Origin of the sequence: Sinanaerobacter chloroacetimidivorans (assembly GCF_018128545.1) — a bacterium.
Classification (GTDB): domain Bacteria; phylum Bacillota; class Clostridia; order Peptostreptococcales; family Anaerovoracaceae; genus Sinanaerobacter; species Sinanaerobacter chloroacetimidivorans.
In genome coordinates this window covers 63469-85553 of the sequence record NZ_JAGSND010000018.1, presented here as the reverse complement: position 1 = coordinate 85553, position 22085 = coordinate 63469, and the positions used below count along the sequence as shown (strand labels likewise).

20 protein-coding genes are annotated in these 22085 nt (G+C 43.0%); 3 read left to right on the top strand and 17 right to left on the bottom strand.

All coding sequences use genetic code 11. The annotated features are described in order from the left end of the window. Nucleotides 1-201: 201 nt before the first annotated feature. The 13 genes from KCX82_RS19040 to KCX82_RS18980 all read right to left on the bottom strand — a co-directional run bounded on the left by KCX82_RS19040 (nucleotide 202) and on the right by KCX82_RS18980 (nucleotide 14372). Complete coding sequence (locus KCX82_RS19040) at nucleotides 202-1089, bottom strand: sugar phosphate isomerase/epimerase family protein (RefSeq protein ID WP_227020074.1); 888 nt, start codon at nucleotides 1087-1089, stop codon at nucleotides 202-204. Between the two features lie 110 nt (nucleotides 1090-1199). Next, a complete protein-coding gene (locus KCX82_RS19035) occupies nucleotides 1200-2156 on the bottom strand; it encodes a sugar ABC transporter substrate-binding protein (RefSeq protein ID WP_227020073.1) in 957 nt (318 codons plus the stop codon). 118 nt (nucleotides 2157-2274) lie between these two features. Next, nucleotides 2275-3438, bottom strand: a complete 1164-nt coding sequence (locus tag KCX82_RS19030; protein ID WP_227020072.1) for a Gfo/Idh/MocA family protein — start codon at nucleotides 3436-3438, stop codon at nucleotides 2275-2277. 22 nt (nucleotides 3439-3460) lie between these two features. Next, nucleotides 3461-4384: a TIM barrel protein gene (locus KCX82_RS19025; RefSeq protein WP_227020071.1), complete on the bottom strand. Its 924-nt coding sequence runs from the start codon at nucleotides 4382-4384 to the stop codon at nucleotides 3461-3463. Between the two features lie 347 nt (nucleotides 4385-4731). Continuing rightward, nucleotides 4732-5592, bottom strand: a complete 861-nt coding sequence (locus KCX82_RS19020; RefSeq protein ID WP_227020070.1) for an AraC family transcriptional regulator — start codon at nucleotides 5590-5592, stop codon at nucleotides 4732-4734. A gap of 492 nt (nucleotides 5593-6084) precedes the next feature. Further along, the gene (locus KCX82_RS19015; RefSeq protein WP_227020069.1) at nucleotides 6085-6405 is read right to left on the bottom strand and encodes a hypothetical protein; all 321 of its coding nucleotides are present in this window, start codon (nucleotides 6403-6405) and stop codon (nucleotides 6085-6087) included. A gap of 101 nt (nucleotides 6406-6506) precedes the next feature. Continuing rightward, a complete protein-coding gene (locus KCX82_RS19010) occupies nucleotides 6507-7577 on the bottom strand; it encodes a D-cysteine desulfhydrase family protein (protein WP_227020068.1) in 1071 nt (356 codons plus the stop codon). An 88-nt stretch (nucleotides 7578-7665) separates the two neighbouring features. After that, nucleotides 7666-7968: a beta C-S lyase family protein gene (locus KCX82_RS19005; protein ID WP_227020067.1), complete on the bottom strand. Its 303-nt coding sequence runs from the start codon at nucleotides 7966-7968 to the stop codon at nucleotides 7666-7668. 179 nt (nucleotides 7969-8147) lie between these two features. Continuing rightward, nucleotides 8148-8780, bottom strand: coding sequence for an HAD-IB family phosphatase (locus tag KCX82_RS19000; protein WP_227020066.1), 633 nt, complete (start codon nucleotides 8778-8780; stop codon nucleotides 8148-8150). A 14-nt stretch (nucleotides 8781-8794) separates the two neighbouring features. After that, the gene (locus tag KCX82_RS18995; RefSeq protein WP_227020065.1) at nucleotides 8795-10111 is read right to left on the bottom strand and encodes a RuBisCO large subunit C-terminal-like domain-containing protein; all 1317 of its coding nucleotides are present in this window, start codon (nucleotides 10109-10111) and stop codon (nucleotides 8795-8797) included. Nucleotides 10112-10129: 18 nt separating this feature from the next. Beyond that, a complete protein-coding gene (locus KCX82_RS18990; RefSeq protein ID WP_227020064.1) occupies nucleotides 10130-11572 on the bottom strand; it encodes an aspartate aminotransferase family protein in 1443 nt (480 codons plus the stop codon). Next, nucleotides 11569-12837, bottom strand: coding sequence for an MFS transporter (locus tag KCX82_RS18985; protein ID WP_227020063.1), 1269 nt, complete (start codon nucleotides 12835-12837; stop codon nucleotides 11569-11571). Before KCX82_RS18985 ends, KCX82_RS18990 begins: the two co-directional genes overlap by 4 nt. Before the next feature lie 14 nt (nucleotides 12838-12851). Then, nucleotides 12852-14372 (bottom strand): xylulokinase, encoded by a 1521-nt coding sequence (locus KCX82_RS18980; RefSeq protein ID WP_227020062.1) that lies wholly within the window; start codon nucleotides 14370-14372, stop codon nucleotides 12852-12854. 213 nt (nucleotides 14373-14585) lie between these two features. On the opposite strand from KCX82_RS18980, the gene KCX82_RS18975 reads away from it, so the two are divergent. Next, nucleotides 14586-15179 (top strand): TetR/AcrR family transcriptional regulator, encoded by a 594-nt coding sequence (locus KCX82_RS18975; RefSeq protein ID WP_227020061.1) that lies wholly within the window; start codon nucleotides 14586-14588, stop codon nucleotides 15177-15179. Between the two features lie 314 nt (nucleotides 15180-15493). Here KCX82_RS18975 and KCX82_RS18970 read toward each other — a convergent pair whose 3' ends face one another. Together KCX82_RS18970 and KCX82_RS18965 are read right to left on the bottom strand one after the other, a co-directional pair. Further along, complete coding sequence (locus tag KCX82_RS18970) at nucleotides 15494-16177, bottom strand: DUF1129 family protein (protein ID WP_227020060.1); 684 nt, start codon at nucleotides 16175-16177, stop codon at nucleotides 15494-15496. Then, entirely contained in the window at nucleotides 16170-16538 is a 369-nt protein-coding gene (locus KCX82_RS18965; RefSeq protein WP_405127716.1) for a PadR family transcriptional regulator, read from the bottom strand. Before KCX82_RS18965 ends, KCX82_RS18970 begins: the two co-directional genes overlap by 8 nt. A gap of 363 nt (nucleotides 16539-16901) precedes the next feature. Between KCX82_RS18965 and KCX82_RS18960 the strand changes: the two genes are divergently transcribed. Both KCX82_RS18960 and KCX82_RS18955 read left to right on the top strand, forming a co-directional pair. Continuing rightward, nucleotides 16902-17264, top strand: coding sequence for a BlaI/MecI/CopY family transcriptional regulator (locus KCX82_RS18960; protein ID WP_227020059.1), 363 nt, complete (start codon nucleotides 16902-16904; stop codon nucleotides 17262-17264). A gap of 2 nt (nucleotides 17265-17266) precedes the next feature. After that, a complete protein-coding gene (locus KCX82_RS18955; RefSeq protein ID WP_227020058.1) occupies nucleotides 17267-19465 on the top strand; it encodes a M56 family metallopeptidase in 2199 nt (732 codons plus the stop codon). A 437-nt stretch (nucleotides 19466-19902) separates the two neighbouring features. Here KCX82_RS18955 and KCX82_RS18950 read toward each other — a convergent pair whose 3' ends face one another. After that, complete coding sequence (locus KCX82_RS18950) at nucleotides 19903-20076, bottom strand: hypothetical protein (RefSeq protein ID WP_227020057.1); 174 nt, start codon at nucleotides 20074-20076, stop codon at nucleotides 19903-19905. A 29-nt stretch (nucleotides 20077-20105) separates the two neighbouring features. Beyond that, on the bottom strand, nucleotides 20106-22085 hold a 1980-nt coding region (locus tag KCX82_RS18945; protein ID WP_227020056.1), incomplete at its 5' end, for an S-layer homology domain-containing protein.

Genomic DNA, 22085 nt, shown 5'->3' with positions numbered 1-22085 from the left:
ACACCGGGAAAAGTTTTCACAATGTCTTTCATGACTAGGATATTTTTTTCTTCCATTGGCCATCTCCTCTTAATTATAAATATATGGGAGAGTTGCCCCTCTCCCATACATAATATGACATAGTTTGTCGTTTTCAAATGTATTGATCTGCGTTGCAGAGGTGATCAAACGTGTCGTTAAAAGTGTATGAGATTATAATTGTTATTTACCAAGCAATTCTTTCTCGATGCGTTCTCTTGCCTCCACAGCTTGCACTGCCATCTTCTCAGGATATCCAAACAAAGATACACAGGAAATTGCTTCTCCTCCTACTTTGAAAGTTTGATTGGCAAAGTCCATTTCACGTAATGTTTCAAAAATGCCGTCAAAGTCTACTTCACCTTCGCCCAGCCCAAGATGCTGATGAATCGTTGCGTTTACTCCCGGTGGATTTACAATGTATCTGCAGTCAATTGTCTGGTTCATTGTATCAGCAAACAGAACATGAGATAAATCAGTTCCGGCATATTTCAGCATAGAGCGAACGTCTCCTTTCCCCTGATCGTAAAAAAAACCGTGTGAAGCTGAATATACATATGTTAAGTTGTCACTTCGGAAAGATTTTACCATATCACAGGTTTCATTGTTCAGTTCACAAAAGTCATATGGGTGAGATTGAATCTCGATACGGATGCCTTCTCTCTCAGCAATAGGAAGAAGTTCTTCCATTGATTTGAACCACATGCCATTGCAGATTTCCGGCTGGTTCGGATCACCGGATAATTCTGTATTGATGACTTGTACACCCATATTAACAGCAATCTTTATAATTTCTTTCCAATTTGCTACTGCATGTACTCGCTGCTCTTCAGTAGGCCCGGACCAGCGATAAACAACAATAAAGGAAGAAATTTCAACCCCTGTTTCCTTTAATGCTTTTCTATATTCAGCTTCACATTCACGGCTGAAAAGCGGGTGTTTATAAAAAGGATTAATCCGAGGATGCGGCGATTGTTCGATATATTTATAGCCCCAATCTGCAACCTGATGTACCATATCATTAATGCTCATCTGCTTTGCCAGTACATCAACATCAAATGCAATTTTCATTTTTTAGCCCTCCATATACTTTTTTAGAGATTTATATTGAATCCGCCTCGTTTAAAGCGGTAATTGATGCGCTCAGGCGCATCAATTACCAAATTTGACCATTCTATTCTTTAAATAAAATCATCAACATTTTCAGGAGTGATTAGGATAAATGGAATCCATTTGATCTGCTCCGAAATTTCTTCACCTTTCGCAGCCTTTGCAGCAATTTCCATGGCTCCTTCGGCCTGCCCTGCGGCATCCTGAAATACACTTCCTGCGAGAGTTCCTGCTTTAATAGCATCCAAAGCTCCTTTGGTACCGTCAATACCAATTACATGAGTCTCTGTCATTCCTGCTTCCTGGAGCGCATTGATTGCACCCAGTGCCATTTCATCGTTATTTGCAAATACCGCATCGATATCACCATAAGCAGTAATCCAGTTTTCTGTAACAGACATGCCCTGATCCTTCTGCCATTCTGCAGGCTGCTTTGCAAGTACTTTCACATCTGGATAAAGTTCTTTCAACTTGTCTACAACGCCTTCCGAACGCATTACTGCGCCCTCATGTGTTAAAGATCCCTGAAGAATGCAGACATTTCCTTGACCGTTTAGCAGCTTACCAATAAATTCGGCCTGCATTTCTCCTGCTTCTTTTTCAATAGAGCCTACATAGTATGTTCCTTCTGGGAAATTTCCGTCTGGATATGGATTTGTGTTCAGGTAAACCAAAGGAATTCCTGCTTCTTTTGCTGCTATAGTCATTGGCTCTGCTGCGCTAGTATCGATAGGCAGAACAATTAAGGCATCGACACCCTGTGTTATAAAGGTATTTACCTGATCATGCTGTCTGACTACGTCGTTCTGCGCATCTGCAATGTCCAGCTTTATGTTGTTTTCTTCAGCATACTCGTTTGCCGCATCAACCAGATAAGTTTGGAATGTATCGTTCAGATTTTTGCAAGCATAACCGATTGTAATTTGGTCTTCGGTTCCTTCTGATTCAGAACTGCCGCCATTGCCACCACAGGCTGCAGTTCCTAAGATCAAAACAACTGCAAGTAAGATAACTAAAAATCTTTTCATTTTTTTCCTCCTCAATCAATCGTTTAAAAAATAATTTATTTTAACTGCTTGGATAACCAAACAGAAAAAACCATATATGAGTATGCAAAGAAAATTTTTTGACCTTTGTTAGAAATACTTATTTATATTCAACCCAGATGGCACCGTTATCCGCTGATCTTACACAATTCTCTACCCATCGAACGCCTTCAACACCTGCATGAATATCAGGATACCAGAAATCTACCTGTTTTCCCTGATCAGCTTCTTTCATAGCCAGTGCAAAACGTCTGTACAGATTACTCCAAGCCTCGAATAACCCTTCCGGATGTCCTCCTCCGATACGATCCTCCCTTAACGCTTCTTCGCATAAATAGCCCATGCCTCGTTCAAGGATTCTCACCGGCTTGCCTTGTACTTCAAAGGTAAGCTGGTTCGGATGTTCATCCCACCATTCAATACTTGCTTTTTCTCCAATAACTCTTATTTTCTGTCCATGCATGGAACCGGAATTGACCGCACAGGACCAAACCATGCCTACCGCACCATTTTCATATTCCATGAGTGTGTAAGCGTTATCTTCAAGAGGAGCTCTTCCTTTTACGAAACTTTGCCGGCTGCACATCAATTTCTTAATTTTCATCTTAGGCAGCATTGCTTCTGCAAGAAACAGGGGGTGAGTTCCAACATCACCCAATACATAACTTGGGCCGGCGAACTTCGGATCCACACGCCATTTAGTACTTGGGTTGTTTTCCTCAACTGCAACATTATGAAAGCCATGGGAAAATTGCATGTTTACAATTCTGATGTCTCCCAGTTCTCCGTTTGCAATCAAATGGCGAGCTTGTTCAATAAGCTGATGCCCCGAATAACCATAGGTGATCCCGACGACTCTGTTATGCTCCTTTGCCAGAGACTCCAGTTCCTCAGCTTGTTCCACTGTAAAGCACAGCGGCTTCTCGCAAACCACATGAAGTCCTGCTTTTAAAGCGGCTTTACAAATTTCATAGTGGGTATAATTTGGTGTTGCAATGGATACTGCCTGAATTCCGTCTTCACGTTCTGCTTCCCGTTCGAACATCGTCAAATAATCAGGGTAGCAGCGTTCCGGATTTACATGAAGGTTGACACCAAAATCTTTACCACGCTCTGCTTCAATATCAAATGCTCCTGCAACTAATTCGAAATTAAAATCCCTTAACGCTGAGGAACGGTGGATATATCCGATCTGACTGCCCCGTCCTCCCCCTACCATGGCCCATCTTATGGGATTTTCAATTGCTCTTTCGCCGTATATCATTTCAAACTCTCCTTCTCAATAATTAGTATCCAACACTTTTTAAGTAATCCAAGCTTTCTTTCACATCTCTAAGGCTAGTATCCGAATTTCTTGGATCTCTTTCCTGCTCGATGGTAATATAGCCGTTATAGTTTATTTTCTGCAGTAATTCGTGTATCACATCGTATTGGATAATACCTTTTCCGATCGGGCACATGACGCCTTTTGCACATGCATCGAAAAACCTGATTTTTTCATCCATAATTTGTTCATAAATTTTTAAATCAATATCCTTAAAGTGAAGGTAGTCGATACGTTTAGAATGCTTTTGGATCCATTCAGCCGGATCCATCTTAGAATAATACAGATGGCCCGTATCAAGGCAGAGTCCGGCAGTCTCATAGGATATATCCTGCGCAAGCTGATGGATCTCATCTGCAAATTCAATATAACCGCCAGCATGCGGATGAATTACTGTTCTGACTGTATATTGATTCCAAGCTATCTCTGCCAAAGTTTTAATATGAGACATCATTCCTTTCCATTGACCTACAGATAATCTTGGCGCTCTGTCAGGATGGCCGGCAGAATAATCCCTTTCATCATGGCCCCAGTCTATCAGTACCAAATACGGAGTTTTGAAATGCTGCCCTTTTTCTTTTGGTATTTGAGGAAGTGCTGTAATTAAAGAGCAAATATCATGTACCTGTCCAATCAAACTCTCTAAATTACTATTACTCACCAAATCATCAAAAATAGTGCCGGCAATAATATTTAACCCATTTGAATCTAACTCTGTCTGAACCTGGTCAATATCCAATGGAAGATATCCGTAAGGCCCCAGTTCTATACCCTTATAACCAGCCTGGGCTGCTTCACTTAAAACACGTTTCCATGGCGGCAGGTAGGGATTTTTTGGATCGTCTACACCCCAGCAGCAGGGTGCCCCTGCAATTTTTATGCTCATGCTCTTTCCCTCCTCTTACTTCGCATCACTAGTCATTTCTCAATTTTATATCGAATGTGCTTTGTATGTTATGATTATAATTCATCTATAAATCGCGTTCCTCCATTTCCTTGGTTTTACTTTTTCAGAAAACAATATCAATTTAACAGTTTTTAAAATTTCAAGTTATAAAAACTACGTTTTCTTGCTATTGGTTAAGTACGGTAAATGAGTCATTTACGAATTACATATAAAAAACTGGCTTCCTTTTCAAGAAACCAGTTATATTTTTCATAAAGTATTCTTATCTTCTTATGACACCCATCGCTTATAAAAGCTGGAGACAACTTTTCGCCTCATTAAATTTATTATTCTTTCACTTTTACCCAGTACTTTCTGTATTTTGCAGGAGTCATTCCAACCATTTTGTAAAAGACAGAATGAAAGTGATTTGTATTATTATACCCAACCGTTGTAGCAATCTGAGTGACGGAATAATCCGTATTGATCAGCAATGATTGGGCTTCACCGATTCTTCGTCGTATCACATACTGCATGGGTGAATATCCTACCATATCTTTAAAAATATGACCAAGATAATATAGATTCATGTTAAAGTGACTGGCTATCGTATCCAGATTGATATTGTCTGCATAGTGTTCATCAATATATTTTTTAATCTGTTTGCCAGTTTTGTATTCTTCTGTTTCTATAGAAGCTGATTTTCTTTGCAACAAGTTATCGATCATTACAATAACAGTTCTTAATAAATAGTTGGCAATCTCCGTACTTGGTTTACTGTTTTCTAATGTATTCTCATGAATTATTTCCAATAGATTCAAAAACTTTTCATAATCTTCTTCTACATTGATCACTGAGCTCATCTTCTCCGTCGCGAAATGATTTATAGGCCGCCCCTTCAGATTCAGATTTGACACAGCAATACAATAAACATTCATATTATCATTGGGATTTGCCGTTTCATCATGAATTACCCCTGCATTGTATAATAAAAGGTCCCCTTTTTTCGTATAGTATTTTTTACCGTCAATGTAATGAACTCCACTCCCGCAAGTTATAAAAACAACTTCAGCCTTATCTTCATGCCGATGCATAACTCTTGGCATTTTCACATGATTGTCCTCTGTCTTACAGGAATACAGCAAAGCAGGGATCGTATTGTCCTGAAAGCTTGATAAGAACTTTTGATTATTAAAACTTTGCAGCATTGAAATACCTCCATTCAGGTTCCACTATTTTGAGTCTCCCTAATTAGTAATGCTTCTTTCATCCCTTGACATAATCATAGTGAAATTTGAATTTATGTCAAGTGACTAATCCACCGCGATCTTTACACTTTTTTCCAAATCGATAATTACTGAAATTATTTCAATTGAAAGATAAGGTTTTTAAATCTTGAGGTGTTGTGTCCTTTGATTATTATGTCAAATATGGAAAAACAAAGAAGGCACAACTAAAAACAACCAAAAGAAAAACCTAACAAGGGCCACCCGCTTTATGGAGCGTTGATTTTCCCAAAGTGCAGGGCATAAAAAAACAAGCGGCATAAATAAAATGATATTTGTAAAATATGGGAACGCATCAATTGTTATCGTGTTAAAAGGAATAAAATCAAAGGTTTCTCGACGTATCTCAATTCCAATTGAAAGAATCGTGCAAGCGAGGAGGTACCAGTAAACTCAAGTATTAATATTCCTTCTTCAGTCTTTTAATTTTTTACTATAAACCACTAATGTAATTACATTAAGGATAATTGTTACCACAAGAAGTAATGTGGCGACCGATGCTACTGCATGGGATGTATCTAGAAGTGCTGACCAATCCTCTATCTTTACCAAATGATCGGTATAGTAAAGTTGCATATGCAGTGATATAGCACAGGCACTGACGCTTGCTACGCAAAGAGCAGCCCATTTCCTGCAGCCAGCCTTATTGTGCTGTGCAATGTTAACAACAGGAAGTATCCATGCAATCAGTCCAAATACAAGACTTCCTAAATTAAGCCAACCAGCCCCAAACATAACTTTCTCCTTTCTATTTCCTGTTTGTATTACGTGGAAAACGGGAACTAACCTACAAGTATATTATACCATTTCCGGCCCTTCCTCAACAAGAATGTCTCCTATCGATCCATTGGGTATGAAAACAAACTTCCTAAAATCTCCGTTTCAGCAAAAAGCGCTGTGGCCCCGCCTGTGTGCAGAAATACAACATTACGGCCCTGGTCAATTTTTCCCGTACGAACGTCATGGATAAGCCCGGCAAAAGCCTTGCCGGTATATACCGGATCCAATAATATACCCTCTTTCTTCGCCAATAGCCTAATAGCCTCCGTAGCCCCCTCGTTTGGACATTCATAGCCGGGTGCATAAAACCCTGTATTAAGGCTGAAGTCCTTCTCATCAACATCAGGTGTTGCTTTGATATATTCGAGAGCCCTGTTTGCAAGTGCTGTTTTACCGGCGATATATTGATCTCCTGTATCAAGGACGGCGATTGACCGAATAACAATGTCCATGCCCAGCAGCTTCTTACCAGCAACCAATCCGGCCATCGTTCCGCCTGAACCTGTTGCATGGTATAAATAGTCGAAATTGACTCCCATCTGGTCTGCTTGTTCACAAAGCTCTGCAAAACCGGAAATGTATCCGGCTGTTCCAACTTCATTTGCTCCTCCCATTGGAATATCCATGCATTTGTGTCCCTCGGCTTCCAGACGTTTCATATGTTCAGCACCTAAAGCTAATGATCGTTTCCCAGCCTCATCAAACGACTCATTCTTATTAAGATTTACGATATGAATTTCAGCATCAAAAATCTTATCCAATAAAAGATTGGACTTTATATCACTTTCATCAGGCTCAACAACAGCCGCCAGGTATAGAATTGGTTTCAGGTTATTCGCCGTCGCTGTCCACACCGTCTGCATCGCATGATTTGATTGGGTAGCTCCATAAGTGAAAACATATTCACATTTTTCTTGAACTGCTTTTCCGATCAAGAACTCTAATTTCCTTGTCTTATTGCCTCCGAACAGGTTCTTCCCGGTAAAATCATCTCGCTTTATGTAAAGATTGATACCGAATTCCTGTGATAAGTGCTCCAGCTTATGCAATGGTGTTGGAAAAAATCCCAATTCAACTTTGGGTATGAAAGAAATCATTTCTTTTGCTTCCTTGATATTTAATGACATATATCTGTTCCCCCTTTAAACCAAAACTAAGCTTCGTATCACTTATAGGTCATCAAAGCTTTTAATATTCTATGTTTTTCTTTCGGCACTATAACTTTTGTATCTCTTTTACTATATTAGATATCGCTTTCTGAACATATTTGGGATCAGTTGCCAGATTCATTCTGACAAATCCTTTATAATTATCTCCGAACCACTCCCCAAAATCAACTGCCAGACGACATTTATCCTGAATGAATTCTTTTGTGTTTTCCGGATCGATATATTGACGTAAATCAAGAAAAAGCAAATAGGTGCCTTCTAAAGCGGATAGCACAAGCTTAGGTGCCTTCTCATTTAATTCGGTTTTTACATATTCATATAACTTAACAGAGGACCACTCGGCACTCACAATTCAACTATTTTCATATAATAATTCTGCTTTTTAATTTTATTTATTATAAGTTAATAAAATAAACGACTAAAATTATCTCTAATCTTAGTCGTTTCAGAAATGCTCAGAATCAGAAAGAGAAGCTGCTTCGGAGCAGCTTCTCGGTTATTGGATTCCTTAGGACGTTCCCGGAAATCTTAATTGAAACCCTTAATCGCCTCTATGATATCATAAAAATCGTTCCAGGAAATAAAAGGTTTTCCTTCTTTTTTCAGATAATCTGCCAAAATATCTCTTGCAAAGACTACGTCCGATGCAGCCGCCATATTGATGTCGGTGTAGCTGTCACCAATGCAGATCGCCGTCTGATAATCATACTGAGCCATAATTTCCGTTTTTTTCAGCACTTCCTTACCATCATCATACTCGGATACCAGCCTCATGTTGTCTCCGGAAATGTCCAGATCAACATAGTGCATCCCAAGAAACCACTCTTTGTATTTTCCGATTTTTACTTCAAGCAATTGTCTTAAACCGCCTGAAATGACAACAACCGGTATTCCGAGAGCCTTCATTTCATCGAGGAATTCCGCAAATCCATCTCTGGTTGAAACCTTATGAATGTATTCCATCATCTCAGAAAAACGGCTGGACGGAGTATTGTCAAACACAAGATGCAGTGCTTCGCTTAATGTTATGCTGCCCTGGATCATTTCACGGTATTTTTTATCATATTCTTCCTTTGAAACGAAGAGCCGCATCGCTCCGTCAAGCGTATCTTCCGTCGTTATGGTTCCATCAAAATCCACAAAAATAATTTTATCGTACATAAGATTACCTGATACTAATTCATCAAATCAAAGTTCTTCTTTGCATCAGGTCCCAGCAATTCGATCATTCTGGCCAGTTCTTGATGGGTCTTCGCATATTCAAAAAGGTCAACCCCCTGAATTGCGGCATCAATTGCCTGACGCATTGATTTTGCTCCGGCTTCGCTTCCATCCGGATGACCATGTACACCGCCTCCCGCTGCCAGAATGATATCAGTGCCTACGGCATCGATGCAATTCTTTACAACGAGCTGTGTTGTTCCGCCGGACGCCGCATACATCATCGGCTTGATGTTCCACCATGGCTGAGTGAAGAACTTGAAGCTTCGATAGAATAGTTTATTGGCAATCGGAAATTTTCCCCACGGATGACCGTTGATCTGGAAGTCGCCGCCTGCCAGCCTTACAATTTTGCCGATCAGCAGCTGAGCGGACATACCGGTATAAGTGGAGCTGCAGTATGCACCGGCAAAATCCACATGTGCAAGGATCGGAACGTTGATGTTGGGGTCGTCGGCAAGCATTTTCAATGCGCCGAACCCAGCGGTATAGGTATTCAGCATCAGGCAATTGGTTCCATACTCTATGGCTCTGTATGCATTTTCTTTTATCTTGCCGACCTCGTCCGTGATGTTTACGGCATAGAGGCTGCGTTCTCCCGTTTCCTCAAATACCCGTTTTTCCATTGCCATGAATTTGCAAACTCTTTCTTCCAGCGGGCAGTGAGATTCGTCGGCAGGCATCAGTTCGTCATCCTTGATAATATCAACGCCTCCCTTTGTTGCCCTGTAAAACAATTCCGCACCCTCGTCCGGAGTCCATCCTATATTGGGTTTGATCATCGCATTCAGCAAAGGCCTGTCAGGAACATTCAATAAATCTCTAAGACCTTGAACCCCAAATTTAGGTCCCTGGAATTGTTCAATATATTTCTTCGGGAACGCACAGTCGATAAATTTGATCATGCCGGATGCGGATATATTGCCAAAGACTGTTGAAAGAAGCATAGGAATGCTGGTTCCAAAGTTTGTAATAGGATATGCGATCTGAATAATATATATCGGCGGTTCATCCGACATATAGTCTGCTGCCGTATCAGGTACTTCGTAGATGGAAACCACTTTGGCTCCGAATTTTCTTTTTTTGTCGTCTGAGTCGGCGCCTACTTTGATCCAGGTGCCGGTTGTCTGCTCGTCTGCAATAGCCATAGCTAATTTTTCAATGTCTCTCGTCTTGACCTTTGCTTGATATGTAGCAATGATATAGTCCTCAGAAAAGGCTACTTCCGGAAAGGCATGCATTAAATTCGCATCGTCAAGTTTTTTAATCATTTTTGATTCCTCCTTTAATTATCTTTCAAGATTTTTAAAAATATCTTCAAATGCATTCAAAGTAAAAGCAATTGTTTCATCGTTGTCAGCCATACTTGTATAGATCCTGCTGCCTGCAAGCGTGATTACACCGTTGGCCGTCAAAGCAGCGCCGAATTCCTCAATGCAGTGCTGTCTTGCCGGGATTTTCTGCATGAGTTCCGGATCCTCTACCGATAGATACATGACTCCGGATATTTCGAAATGCACGATGGATCCAATATTCCACGCGACAAATGGAAGTTCATATTGATCGATCAGCTTAACCAAACCCTCACATAATTTATCGCCGTTTTCTCCCGCCTTTTTTGCCGCATCCTGCTTAATGATTTCTTGAATAGCGTAATACCCCGCTGCACAGCTTAACGGGTTTGCGCTTAAGGTTCCCCCGACATATGCCTTTGGCTTTCCCGGCTTCACGCCTGCCGCTACACAGGACATGATGTCGGCTCTGCCCCCAACGCCGCCGGCCATAGGATATCCGCCGGCTACGATTTTTCCGAATACTGTAAGGTCAGGCTTTACATTAAAATATCCTTGTGCTCCGCCCGGTCCCATACGAAACGCGGTTACAACCTCGTCGAAAATCAACAATGCACCAAACTCATCACACAGCTCTCTGACTTTTGCATTAAAGTTTTCGGATACCATTCTGGTTCCGCTTTCCGGGCCCAGTGGTTCAACAATGACTGCTGCCGTTCCCCCCTCTTTTTCATTCGCTTCCAGAACTTTACGCAGCCCGTCGATATCTCCCGGGTAAAATTCCCTGGTATTTGCCGATACTTCTTTCGGAATACCATGCGCCTCGAAGGTTTTGGTTCCCGGTATATGTAGGCTGTACACGAGCTGATCGCTGAAGCCGTGATATGCTCCGCCCATCTTTACGATCCTTTGTTTCCCCGTGAACGTCCGTGCAATCCTGATGGCTATCATATCTGCTTCCGTACCGCTGGCAAGGCTGCGGTACATTTCTACCCAAGGCATATTTTCATGAATAATTTTTGCCAGCTTCATTTCATATTCATGAAACAGACCTGTGCATGGGCCTGATTCCTTAATTACCGAAATCGCCTTTTCCTGTACAGGCAAATAATTGCTTCCCAGCAGAGTTGGCCCTCCGGCTTGCAAATAGTCCACATAACGATTTCCATCAACATCGTAAAGATATGGTCCTTCCGCCTTTGCAACCGCAAGAGGAAACGGATAGTTGAATGCAAGGTTATGCTGTACTCCGCCGGGGATGTACTGCTTTGCCTCTTCTATCATTTTTCTGGAGCCCTGGCATTTTGTCTCAAAATAATCCAGATACCTTTTCATTGCCTCGGGCTTAACTTTATAGATTTTACTGTTGATAAGATGATTCATCTTTTCATTAATTTTCTTTACATCCGGCCAGGCGGACACGGAATATCCTTCTCTCATGATTTAACCTCCTTCATTGCTTGTATTTCTAACTTCGTCTCCTTTGACAGGAAGATCAAAACGATATAAATTACCGTAATAATTACCATGGATATCATCAATAAGCTGTGATTTCCGTGAAAAAGAGCCGCTCCTCCAAGAAAAATGACGCCCGCGACATTTCCTGAGAACATCAGCAAACCTTCCGACGTCCCTTCCGACGTAGGATATGCCGACTCCGCCGCAAAGGTTAAAACAAGAGGTGCACCTCCTACGATAAAGAATCCGTAAAGTGCTGCAGCTGCCACCATTCCGTGAAAATCTTCCGCAAAGATAAAAGTTGCAAGTCCTATCGCCCCGGTAATATTTCCAATGACCATATATGGTTTTCTTCGGTGAAGTTTATCTTTATCCGAAATAAGACAGGTTACAAAGCTCCCAATGATGGCAACTCCCAGTATCAGAACTCCGATCATACCCACCTGAGTAGCATCGATACTATTTTGGCTAAGCTGCTTTAGTATTGGCTCTATCAGCGTAAAAAACGTATTGAAGATACCGAACATACAGAAAAATATCATTAAGCTATATCGGAAGTTCTTTTTCTTCCATGCGCCTTTCAGCCCTTCGGTAAAATCCGATCGAAATGCCTGATCTTCCGGACAAGGCGGATTTTTCGGTTTTTCCTTTACAAATATAACGAACAGCAGCGCTACGACAGCACCGATTACGCCATACAGGAGAAGCATTTCTTTTATGCTCATCCCTTCCTCGATAATAACCGGGGTTAAAAGCAATCCGATACACATGCCAATGTAGCTTGACAGCAGGCCGATGCTGTTGGCTGTCGCTCTTTCCGATTCAGGAAACCATTTGCCTGCTACCAGCCCCGGTGAATTTAAAATAAACGGCTGCGCAATTGCAAAACCTACCGTAGCGATCATGGCCATTGTATAACTGTCTCCGAAGAGTCCTCTGAATAATCCGCTGACTCCCATCAATATCACACCAAAGCCTACCGATTTTTTAAATCCAAATCTTTCGAATGCGGCAAGGGAAGGAATTGACAGTGTTATCATTCCTATCATAAATACAATGGAAAGAAAGCTGATTGCGCTTTCGCCGCTGATTTTATCTGCAAAACCGTAATACTGCCATGCATCGGTTGTGATGGAGAAGTATGTCGTCCACATTAACTGTATCACTGCTGTAGACAGTCCATAGACAGCCAGTACGACCCAACGATACCCATACACCTGATATTTTTCATCGTTCAAGGTATCCACCTTCCTTCAACAGATCATTTTTTCTTATTTATTTTTTTATAGAAGCCTTTCAGCTCATCGTATGATTGTTTGAAGTTTTCAAATCCCTCCGCGTATAATCCGGCATTTTTCGGATCCGGTACATATATTTGAGATACTCTCGCCCATTGCTTTGCATCCTCAAAGGAATTATACATACCAAGGCCGAGCGCTGCCACAAAAGCACCTCCGATTGCCCCTGCAACCTGCGTGTCCTGAACAACCTCTATTTTCCGATTAAAAATATCTGCAAATATCTGCATCCAGGTGTGACTTCTGGTACCGCCGCCCAGTATCCTTACTGCGGGTGTTTTATGCCCCAGATCATTCTCCATACTTTCATAGCACCACTTGAGGTTATAGGCGATGCCTTCCATTACCGCCCTCAGCATATGATTCTTGGTATGTAGCATTCCTATATTCAGGAATCCGCCTCTGACAAATACATCCTGGATCGGGCTTCTTTCTCCGCTGATCCACGGATTGAAGATCAATCCGCTGCTTCCCGGCGGAATTTGTTCCACAAGATGGTCCAGAAAAGCAAAGATATTCGGAATCAGTTTGCTTTCTTTTTCAGCTGTAAAGAAATTATCAATAAACCAGTTGTAAGTAGCGCAGCAGGTTTCTGTAGAATAGACCCAAAGCTGCATGCTTGGATCGGCAGACATAATGCAGCCGCCCCCATTGGAAAGCACCGCCACTTTATCGGTCCCTGCCGCAGCCCATCCCGAAGTCCCAAGATAAATATGCGCTTCTTCGTTGCCTGCCATTCCGGATCCTATGGTTGTACCCTGTATGTCACAAGTTCCGCCAAATACTGCCGTATCCGTTGAAATCCCGAGTTCTTCGGCAGCGACAGCTGTTAAATTTCCAACCCTCTCAAAGGATTTTACAATACGCGGAAACTTTTCCGGATCAAAGCCCGATGTCCCTATCAGTTCGGGAATAATGGAGCCCGATTCTCTGTCATATCCAAGAAATGAAGCGCTTGATATATCGTAAACCATCTCTCCGGACGCCCGATAAGTCAGGTATCCGTTACAATCAAGGAAACATTTCATTTTTTCAAAAGTCTTTGGCTCATTCTTCATCAACCATCTGACTTTCGGCAAAGAATCCATACCACTGAAGACGGTGCCCATAACCGCCTCACAAGCCTCAGGACCGCCGATCAGCTCTACGATTTCGCGTGCCTCTTCATCCGCCCTGCTGTCGAGCCAGCTGATGGCAGGCCTCAGTATTTTGCCGTCCTGCCCCATCGATATTACGTTCAATGCCTGTGTGCAAAACACCATGCCTTTTATTTCGTCCGGCAAAACGTCACAGCCTGCCATGATGCTTTTCGTCGTCTTGACAACAGCGGCCCACCATTCCGCAGGATCCATTTCCACATAGCCGTCCTGCATCAGATTAACTTCGTAGCACTCCTGTGCGCTTTGCCTGATCTCGCCGTTCTTGTTTACCAAAATGGCTTTAAGCGCACTTGTGCCCACATCATAGGATAAGATATAGTCCATTTCCTCGCTCCTTCCAAATACAAAACTAGACGTGCTATAATTTTCAGTTTAATTATACTCATGTCTAAATTTGAAGTCAAGTCTATTTTTTTATTTGTTTTATCGTTTCATTTATCAATGATTTTTTTATAGGCAAATCTATATTTTTATATTATAATTAAGTATAGATTTCTACTCATTTAATGAAATTGCACAGGAATAGTCAGGTGATTTATGAAGAATTCCAGAAGAGAATTAAATAAAATAAAATGCCGAGAGCGGATTTTAAAGGCTTCCCGTCGTCTATTCAGCAGTAAAGGATATGAAAATACTCTGATTGAAGATGTGGCCAGAAAAGCCGAAATATCAAAGGCAACGCTGTATAATTATTTTCCCAATAAGGAAAGTCTCCTGATGGGAATTGCGCAGGATGAATTGGATCAGATCAAAATTCTTTTAAACCATGAATATAAGGATATGGCAAACAGTGAGAAAAAGCTAAGAAGAATTCTGGAGGTTTTTATTCTCGACTCCATTCCGTTTATTAATCTGTCCCGCAAAATCACATATCTGAATTCTTGCGAGGGAAGTTATCTCTATGCAACTCGCCTGGAGATGATGGGTATTTTTCGTTCGTTGATTGTCGAGGCTCAGGAGCAGAATATTTTTAAAAAGGAGATCAATGCAGACGATATTGTGGACATCGTAATGAGTGTATATCTGATGGCCCAATTTGAATGGCCAAATATCGCCGAGTACTCCCTGGAGTTCTGTAAAGAAAAATTAAATCGAATCCTGGACTTGATCCTTGCCGATATCTATGTATAATTATTCTATTTTATCTGTTATCAATAATTTTAAGGGCTACCTAAGCCACTCTATTGGCTTAGCTGCCATTTTATATACTGTCACCTTTAAGAAAATAGCGAATACAACTATGGTGAATTCTTCAGCAGCGCTATAATTTTATTCATCTTATTAGGCATAATGCGAAACAGCACCGAGTAGCTTTTGTAACTACTCGATGCTGTTTTCTGTTACAATAAACTCAGAATAGCCATCTGTATTGATACCGTTCAGATGCATCTTTTTAAAATCAAGTTAGGTAAAAAAAGATGCCGGCACTCAGCTCCGTTTAATACTCATGACTTGAAAAAACTATTCGTGTGCCGGTCATTTAACAGCTTAATTAATATAAATGCAGCGGCTAGAATGATGATTGGATATAGACAGTTTATGGTCAGCAAAACAGTCTTATCAAATAAGAATCTAAACAACAATGCTGCTGTCCATAATATTGTAAAACCTACGACATATAAAATTTGAATTTTACGGTTTTTCTTCGAAAACTCAAAGGAATTCTTAGTAAAATAGTAGTAAATAAAATATCCCATTCCCACAGCCATCAAGGTTACAATAATGAATCCTAATGTGATTGGCATTGTAAATTGACTTAGCTTAAATATATTGAAAATTGTAGATGTGAAAAAAATTTCAGCAAAATACAATACCATGAGGGCAAAAGTGAAAACATAAAATATTTCCAATGCTTTTTCATAAAGTGTTTTTTGCTTGCCATTTTTCATTAATTCTCTGCAAAATGCTTTATAATCCTTACCGATAACATCACCAAATGTTTCACCTCTCATTTGGGCTTCTAATGCCATGCCTATTAATTCTTTTCGTATGATTTCCATATCATACTCGCATAGGTTAGAAGCTCGGAGATAGCAAATTATATCTGTCATAATGGAATTGTTTTCTTTTGATAATTGTTTATCCTGAATATTATTTTCTTTACGCAGCTTGTTTAACCGATTAGCCATCTACTTTACCCTCCAAAGACAATATTTTACCTACTGCAGCAGAAATGTTGTTCCAATATGCCTCAAAAGAATTCAACATTTCCAGACCATCTTTCGTTATAGAATAATATTTCCTGCTTGGCCCCAGTGGGGAAGGTCTGAACTCAGCATAGATAAGTTCTTTTTTTTCCAGCCTTACGAGCAATGGGTATATCGTGCCTTCTTGTATCTCATCAAAACCATAGCTCTTAAGTTTTATCATGATTTCATAACCGTAAGTTACTTCTAAACTGATAATCTTTAAAATACATCCCTCTAATGTTCCGCGCATTAATTGCGACTTATCAAACAAAATTACACCTCCGTCATTGATAATCATCATCTACTATGTAGTGCATGGTAGATTAGCTATATTGTAGTGCATAGTAGTCTGAATGTCAATACCTATTTGATAATTTGCTTCGTTATTTATCCTTTTTGTAAACTTTAGAGTATTGCGACTGCAAGGTTCTATCAATCGTCTTTGTGCGACGGCTTCATGATTATTTTAAATTATGAAATCTGAAAAATTTAAGAAAACCCTTGACATAGCAGTCTACGTTTTGTAGACTGCTATTGTGATGGTCTACAATTCATAGACCAGTGTCATAAAGTCCATGGATAGTAGACCGATTCCTGTGACAATTGATCGCCAGGTAAGCTCCTGAGCTTACCTGGGATGGAAAGAGAAAGGGGATTAACATAAATGAAGGATTGCAGGCTTACGGAAGCGGAAACAAAATTTGCGGAAATCATCTGGGCTAATGGGCCGCTGAAATCATCCGAGCTGGTGCGGCTGTGCGAGGGGTCGCTGAACTGGAAAAAGTCCACCACCTATACCATGCTGAAGCGTCTTGAAGACAAGGGGATCTTTCAGAACGAAAACGGCTTGGTAAGATCGCTGATAGGAAAAGAGGATTTTTATGCGGAGCAGAGCAAGCAGTTCGTGGCGGAAACCTTTGAAGGGTCTTTGCCCAGGTTTGTCGCCGCATTTGCGAGGAGAAAAAAATTAAGCGAAAAAGAGATTGACGAGTTGCAAAAGCTCATTGACGAGCACAGGGGGGAATAGAGATGGATGCTATATTTTTACGGCTTCTCAATATGAGCATTACGGCGTGCTATGTCATATTGGCCGTGATCCTGATACGGCTGCTGCTGCGAAAGGCGCCCAGGATCTTTTCCTATATCCTGTGGGCGGCGGTGCTGTTCCGGCTGGCCCTTCCCTTTTCCTTCGTAAGTGTGTTCAGCCTGGTGAGGATCAGCACCCAGCCGGTGCCGGAAGATATTATGTTTGCCGCAAGCCCGCAGATCCAAAGCGGTATTGCCGTCATCGACCATGCGGTGAACAGTTCCCTGCCCGCTCCCGCGATGGGCGCCAGCATAAACCCTATGCAGATATGGATTTTTCTGGGGGAAATCCTATGGCTGGCAGGTGTGGTCCTATTGCTGGGGTATAGCGTCTTTACCTTTGCCAGGCTTCACCGGAAACTGAGATATGCAAGTCATAGAGACTCCAACATCTACGAGCTTGCAGGCGGCGGGGCACCCTTCGTATTCGGGATATGGAAGCCTAAAATATATCTGCCCGAGGGAATTTACGAGGCGGAGCGGAACTATATCCTTAAGCACGAGCAAACCCACATCAAAAGATTGGATCACGTTATAAAGCCCTTTGCATTCCTTGTTCTGTGCGTCCACTGGTTCAACCCTCTGGTCTGGGTCGCATTTTTCCTCATGAGCGCGGATATGGAGCTGTCCTGCGATGAAAGCGTTCTCAAACAGATGGGAGGCGAGATCAAAAAGGATTACTCCTCGACCCTTCTGTCCCTTTCCACGGGAAGACGTATCATAGGAGGCTGTCCCCTTGCCTTTGGGGAAGATAATATAAAAGGGCGGATAAAAAACATCCTGAATTATAAAAAGCCCACACTCTGGGTCATCATCATAACCGTTCTCATCGTGGCGGCGGCCTGTATCGGGCTGATCAGCGATCCCAAGGGCAGCGGTCTTCAAGAAGTCGATTCGCAGGGCGGGAGCCGTCATCCTTCCGTTTATGAGGACGGATTGACGGTGGAGGACTATGCAGAGCAGTATGTCCAAATTACAATCGCCGGGCTTGAACCCATCAAGGATGTAATTGGTTATCAGATTGTGGATAGCAAGATCACAAAGCTTGAGAGGCTGGATCGGTTTGAAAATTTGCTGGACTATCCTGTTGAACTCTGGCGCATTGAGTACCGCTTGAAGCCCGATGTCGATGACATCAGCAAAGTGCAGCTTGGGTCCGGTATGAACGTAATCGACGGGTGGATCACGGAGGATAGCAGCGCCGGAAAGCCTCTCATGCTCTTTAGTTACGAGAACTCAGTACGGAGGTTTTTGGATGTCATACAAACTGGGGACGGCATCAACGGAAACGGCAATACGGTCGCCGGGCGTGAAACCCTGCTCCGGGAATGGTTTGAGGGCCGGGAGCTATTGCGCCGTGAAACCTATGAAGGCAAGCATATTATGGTAAAATTCCTACTGTCCACGGGAGAAACCTGCCAGCTGCTTTTATCCCAGCCGGTGACCAAAGGTGCGACCGGTATCTGGTGCGTGGAACGATGGATGGACGGGAACGGGATGGTATATTATAACACGCCGGAAACAGACGGTACCGCGCTGGATTATTACAGGCAATTGCAGGAGCAGTGCGATAAGGGGCAAAACCCGCAGCTCTTGAAGCCGTTAAATGTGGCGTTGGATTATATCAACAATGTCCTGGGACAGACTCAGGTTCTGCCCGGACAGCTGGAGCCTCAGTACAATGCAACCGCCGAGGATTTTGAAGAGACGCCGGTGAGCCGCTATATCGGATTTGTTTCAGAGTTTGAAGAGTTTTATCCCGGTAATTTTTCCGTCCATTTGAATCCGGCAGAATGGATAGAAGCTGACAAGAGCGGAAAACCGAGGAAGCTTTCCGCCGATCTGGACCATCTGCCTGACGGAGACTATATTTATACGGCCAGCGAGTATCCGCTGTCTTTCCAGGCAATCGATGAGACCCGTATCTATCTCATCGATCCCATGAAGCCGAAGGATGACTTGAATCTCAAGGAAGTTACCCCAGAGGAATTCAAGGATTACCTCAAAAAAACTGCGAATTCCAAACCTCCGCTGTTCCGGGTCCTGACGAAGGATGGTTACGTGCAGGAAATGGAAGAACAATATTTGGCGCCCGAACAGTTTGTTCGCATTTCTATGCCTGAGGGGAAGGATCAAATATAATAAACAACCGGATAGCCGCACAAAACGCGATCCATAAGGCAGACATGCCGATTGGGTGGCGTTTTTATTTTCGTACGGAGCACCCTTTCTGTACCGTAAAGTGGTATGGAGGCGCGCATTATGTATTATGCAAGGGTATCAGAAAGGTCACAGGCGAGATTGGCCTTAGTTTTCTTGCCTTTTTTCCGCAGGAGGATCGAACCGCCTTCCCGACATGCTGACGCATGTCCCGTAGGGGGCTCTGCCCCCTCTCGGCGGCATCGTAAAGATGCCTGTCACCCCCGAAACGGCTCTCCGTATATCGCCAGATTTCAACAGTAATCGCCTAATTGCGATATACTCTGATCAGGAGATTTCATCTCCCGATACCCTCTTGGTCAGGAGTTTGATTCTTTTCAACCCCAAACGAATGCAAAAAAGTACCCTCAAGATTCACTTTAGCCTTGAAGGTACTTTTTCACATTGGTGGAGAATAACGCTATCGCTCCTTCGGTCACTTCGTTCCCTACGCTGTCGCATTTTCCATAGCAGCTTAAGCTGCGGAAAATCCGCAGGAGGATCGAACTCCTGACCTCCGCATTGCGAACGCGGCGCGCTCCCAAGTTGTGCACAAAGCAACTGATAACAATAGTATTGTCTATTATTTTATCGTGTTCTGCAAGAGAATTGCAATCATCTTTGCTGCCTGTGCCTTGGTAGCATAAGCCTTCGGTGCAAAGGTTCCAATGCTGTTTCCAGAAACGATGCCGCTGTTAACGGCCCATCGAACCGGACTCACGGCCCAGTTTGAAATGCTTGCAGCGTCAGAAAATTCTCTATCGGACGTTCCCTCGTCACCGGATACGTCCATCCCTGCGTATTTGGCGTAATGATACAGCATAGCCGCCATCTGCTCACGGGTGATTGCCGCCTGAGGGTAGAAATTATCATTGTAGCCGGAAGTGATACCGTTTTCATATGCCCACTGTACTTCAGCAGAATACCAGGCGTTTGCTGCGATATCGCTGAAAGAGGAAGTTGTATAGCCGCTCAAATCGTTGTCGGAAAGCTTTGCCAGTATCGCTATAAATTCTGCTCTAGTAATGTTTTTGCCAGGGACGAATTTTCCGTCACCAGCGCCGCTTAAGATTCCCCTTGCGGCGAGGTAGCTCACATAATCTACATACCAGCCGGATACATCTGAAAAACTGACATCGTTATATGCTATCGCGTAGGAAGAAAAATGCGTTGTTCTAAAAGTCACTGTTCTGGTAGAGGCATCATAGACGCAGCCCGGAACCATATTAAGCTTGCCGCTGTTTGAAATATAGTAAACTACGATTTTGTTTATGTCTTCGCCGGCAGCTGGCTTATATGGAATACTTACCTTTGCGGTACCGCCACCGAATGTGGAAATTGACGTGCTGCCGCTGGATACTTTCAGATCATATACCGGTTTGTTGCCGATGATCGCTTTGTCCTCATCGGATAGTGCGGTGTTCGCTGGCTTACGCGCAGTGACCGTAATGTCTCCGTTGGTATTTTTGTTGATTGCAGCCAGGGCCTTGTCATCAAACGTAACCGTAACAATAGGCGATGAGATCGTCAGGGAGGATACGCCGTTTGTCAACATGGATGCCGCACCCTGCGGAATTACAACAGATATTCCGGTTGCAGCGCTGTCAGAATCAACCTTGATTTGCAATGCTGTTTGGGCTTTCTGATCTGTAGCTTTGTCATCGACCGCTTTTACCATGTTTGCAATTTGTTCCTTGGTCACGCTGGCTGTCGCCACTCCGTTTAATCCTGTGGTCGCAGAGACTGTCTGTACTGCAGTGGTCGTGTCCCCGTACTTCGTTATGGCGACAGGGTTATTATCGGCTGGTGCCGGAGTGCTTCCGCCTCCGCCGGAACTACCACCAGACCCTCCGCTTCCGCCGCTTGAGCCGGAAGCCATGTTTACTGTTACGTTGATACTTGATGTCAGGTTAACACCGTTTGTATTTACCACACCTGCCGGTAAGATTACCGTACCGTTCACGGTGAACGTCTGCGCTTCGGTCAAGCTCCTGATGTAAGCGCAGGAATCCACATCCCAAGTCACATTCGCGCCGACATTGCCGTTGTCGGTGACCAGCGTCACCGTGGAGGGAAGCCCCAGGGCGGCAGCGGTTTTCGCCGTACCGTTGGTCAAGCCTGTGATGGCGGTTGGGGCGACGATGCTTAAAAGAATTTTATCTGCAGGAGGCTCCATACTAACCGTAATGGTGAAATCCTCGCTATAATTTGTGCCGACTGCTTTACCGTTGATTATGGTTGCGGTGATCACGACTGTGTCTTCGCTAATCGCATATAGTGAGTTGCCGCTGATGGTGGCACCGGTAGTCCCCGCATCCTTCACGCTCCAAACGATGGTTTGGTTTGTTGCTCCGGCGGGCGCCACCGCGCCGGAAAGCGTCAGGTCCTTTCCTACTGTCGCTGTTGTCGGCACTCCGCTGATTCCCGTTACTGGTATGAATGCTGCGCTCACCGCAATGGTGAAGTCTTTCTTGTAATTTGTTCCGACTGCCGTGCCGTCAGTAATCGTTGCAGTCACCGTAACGGTGCCTGCATTTGCGGCGGAAAGAGTGTTTCCGCTGAT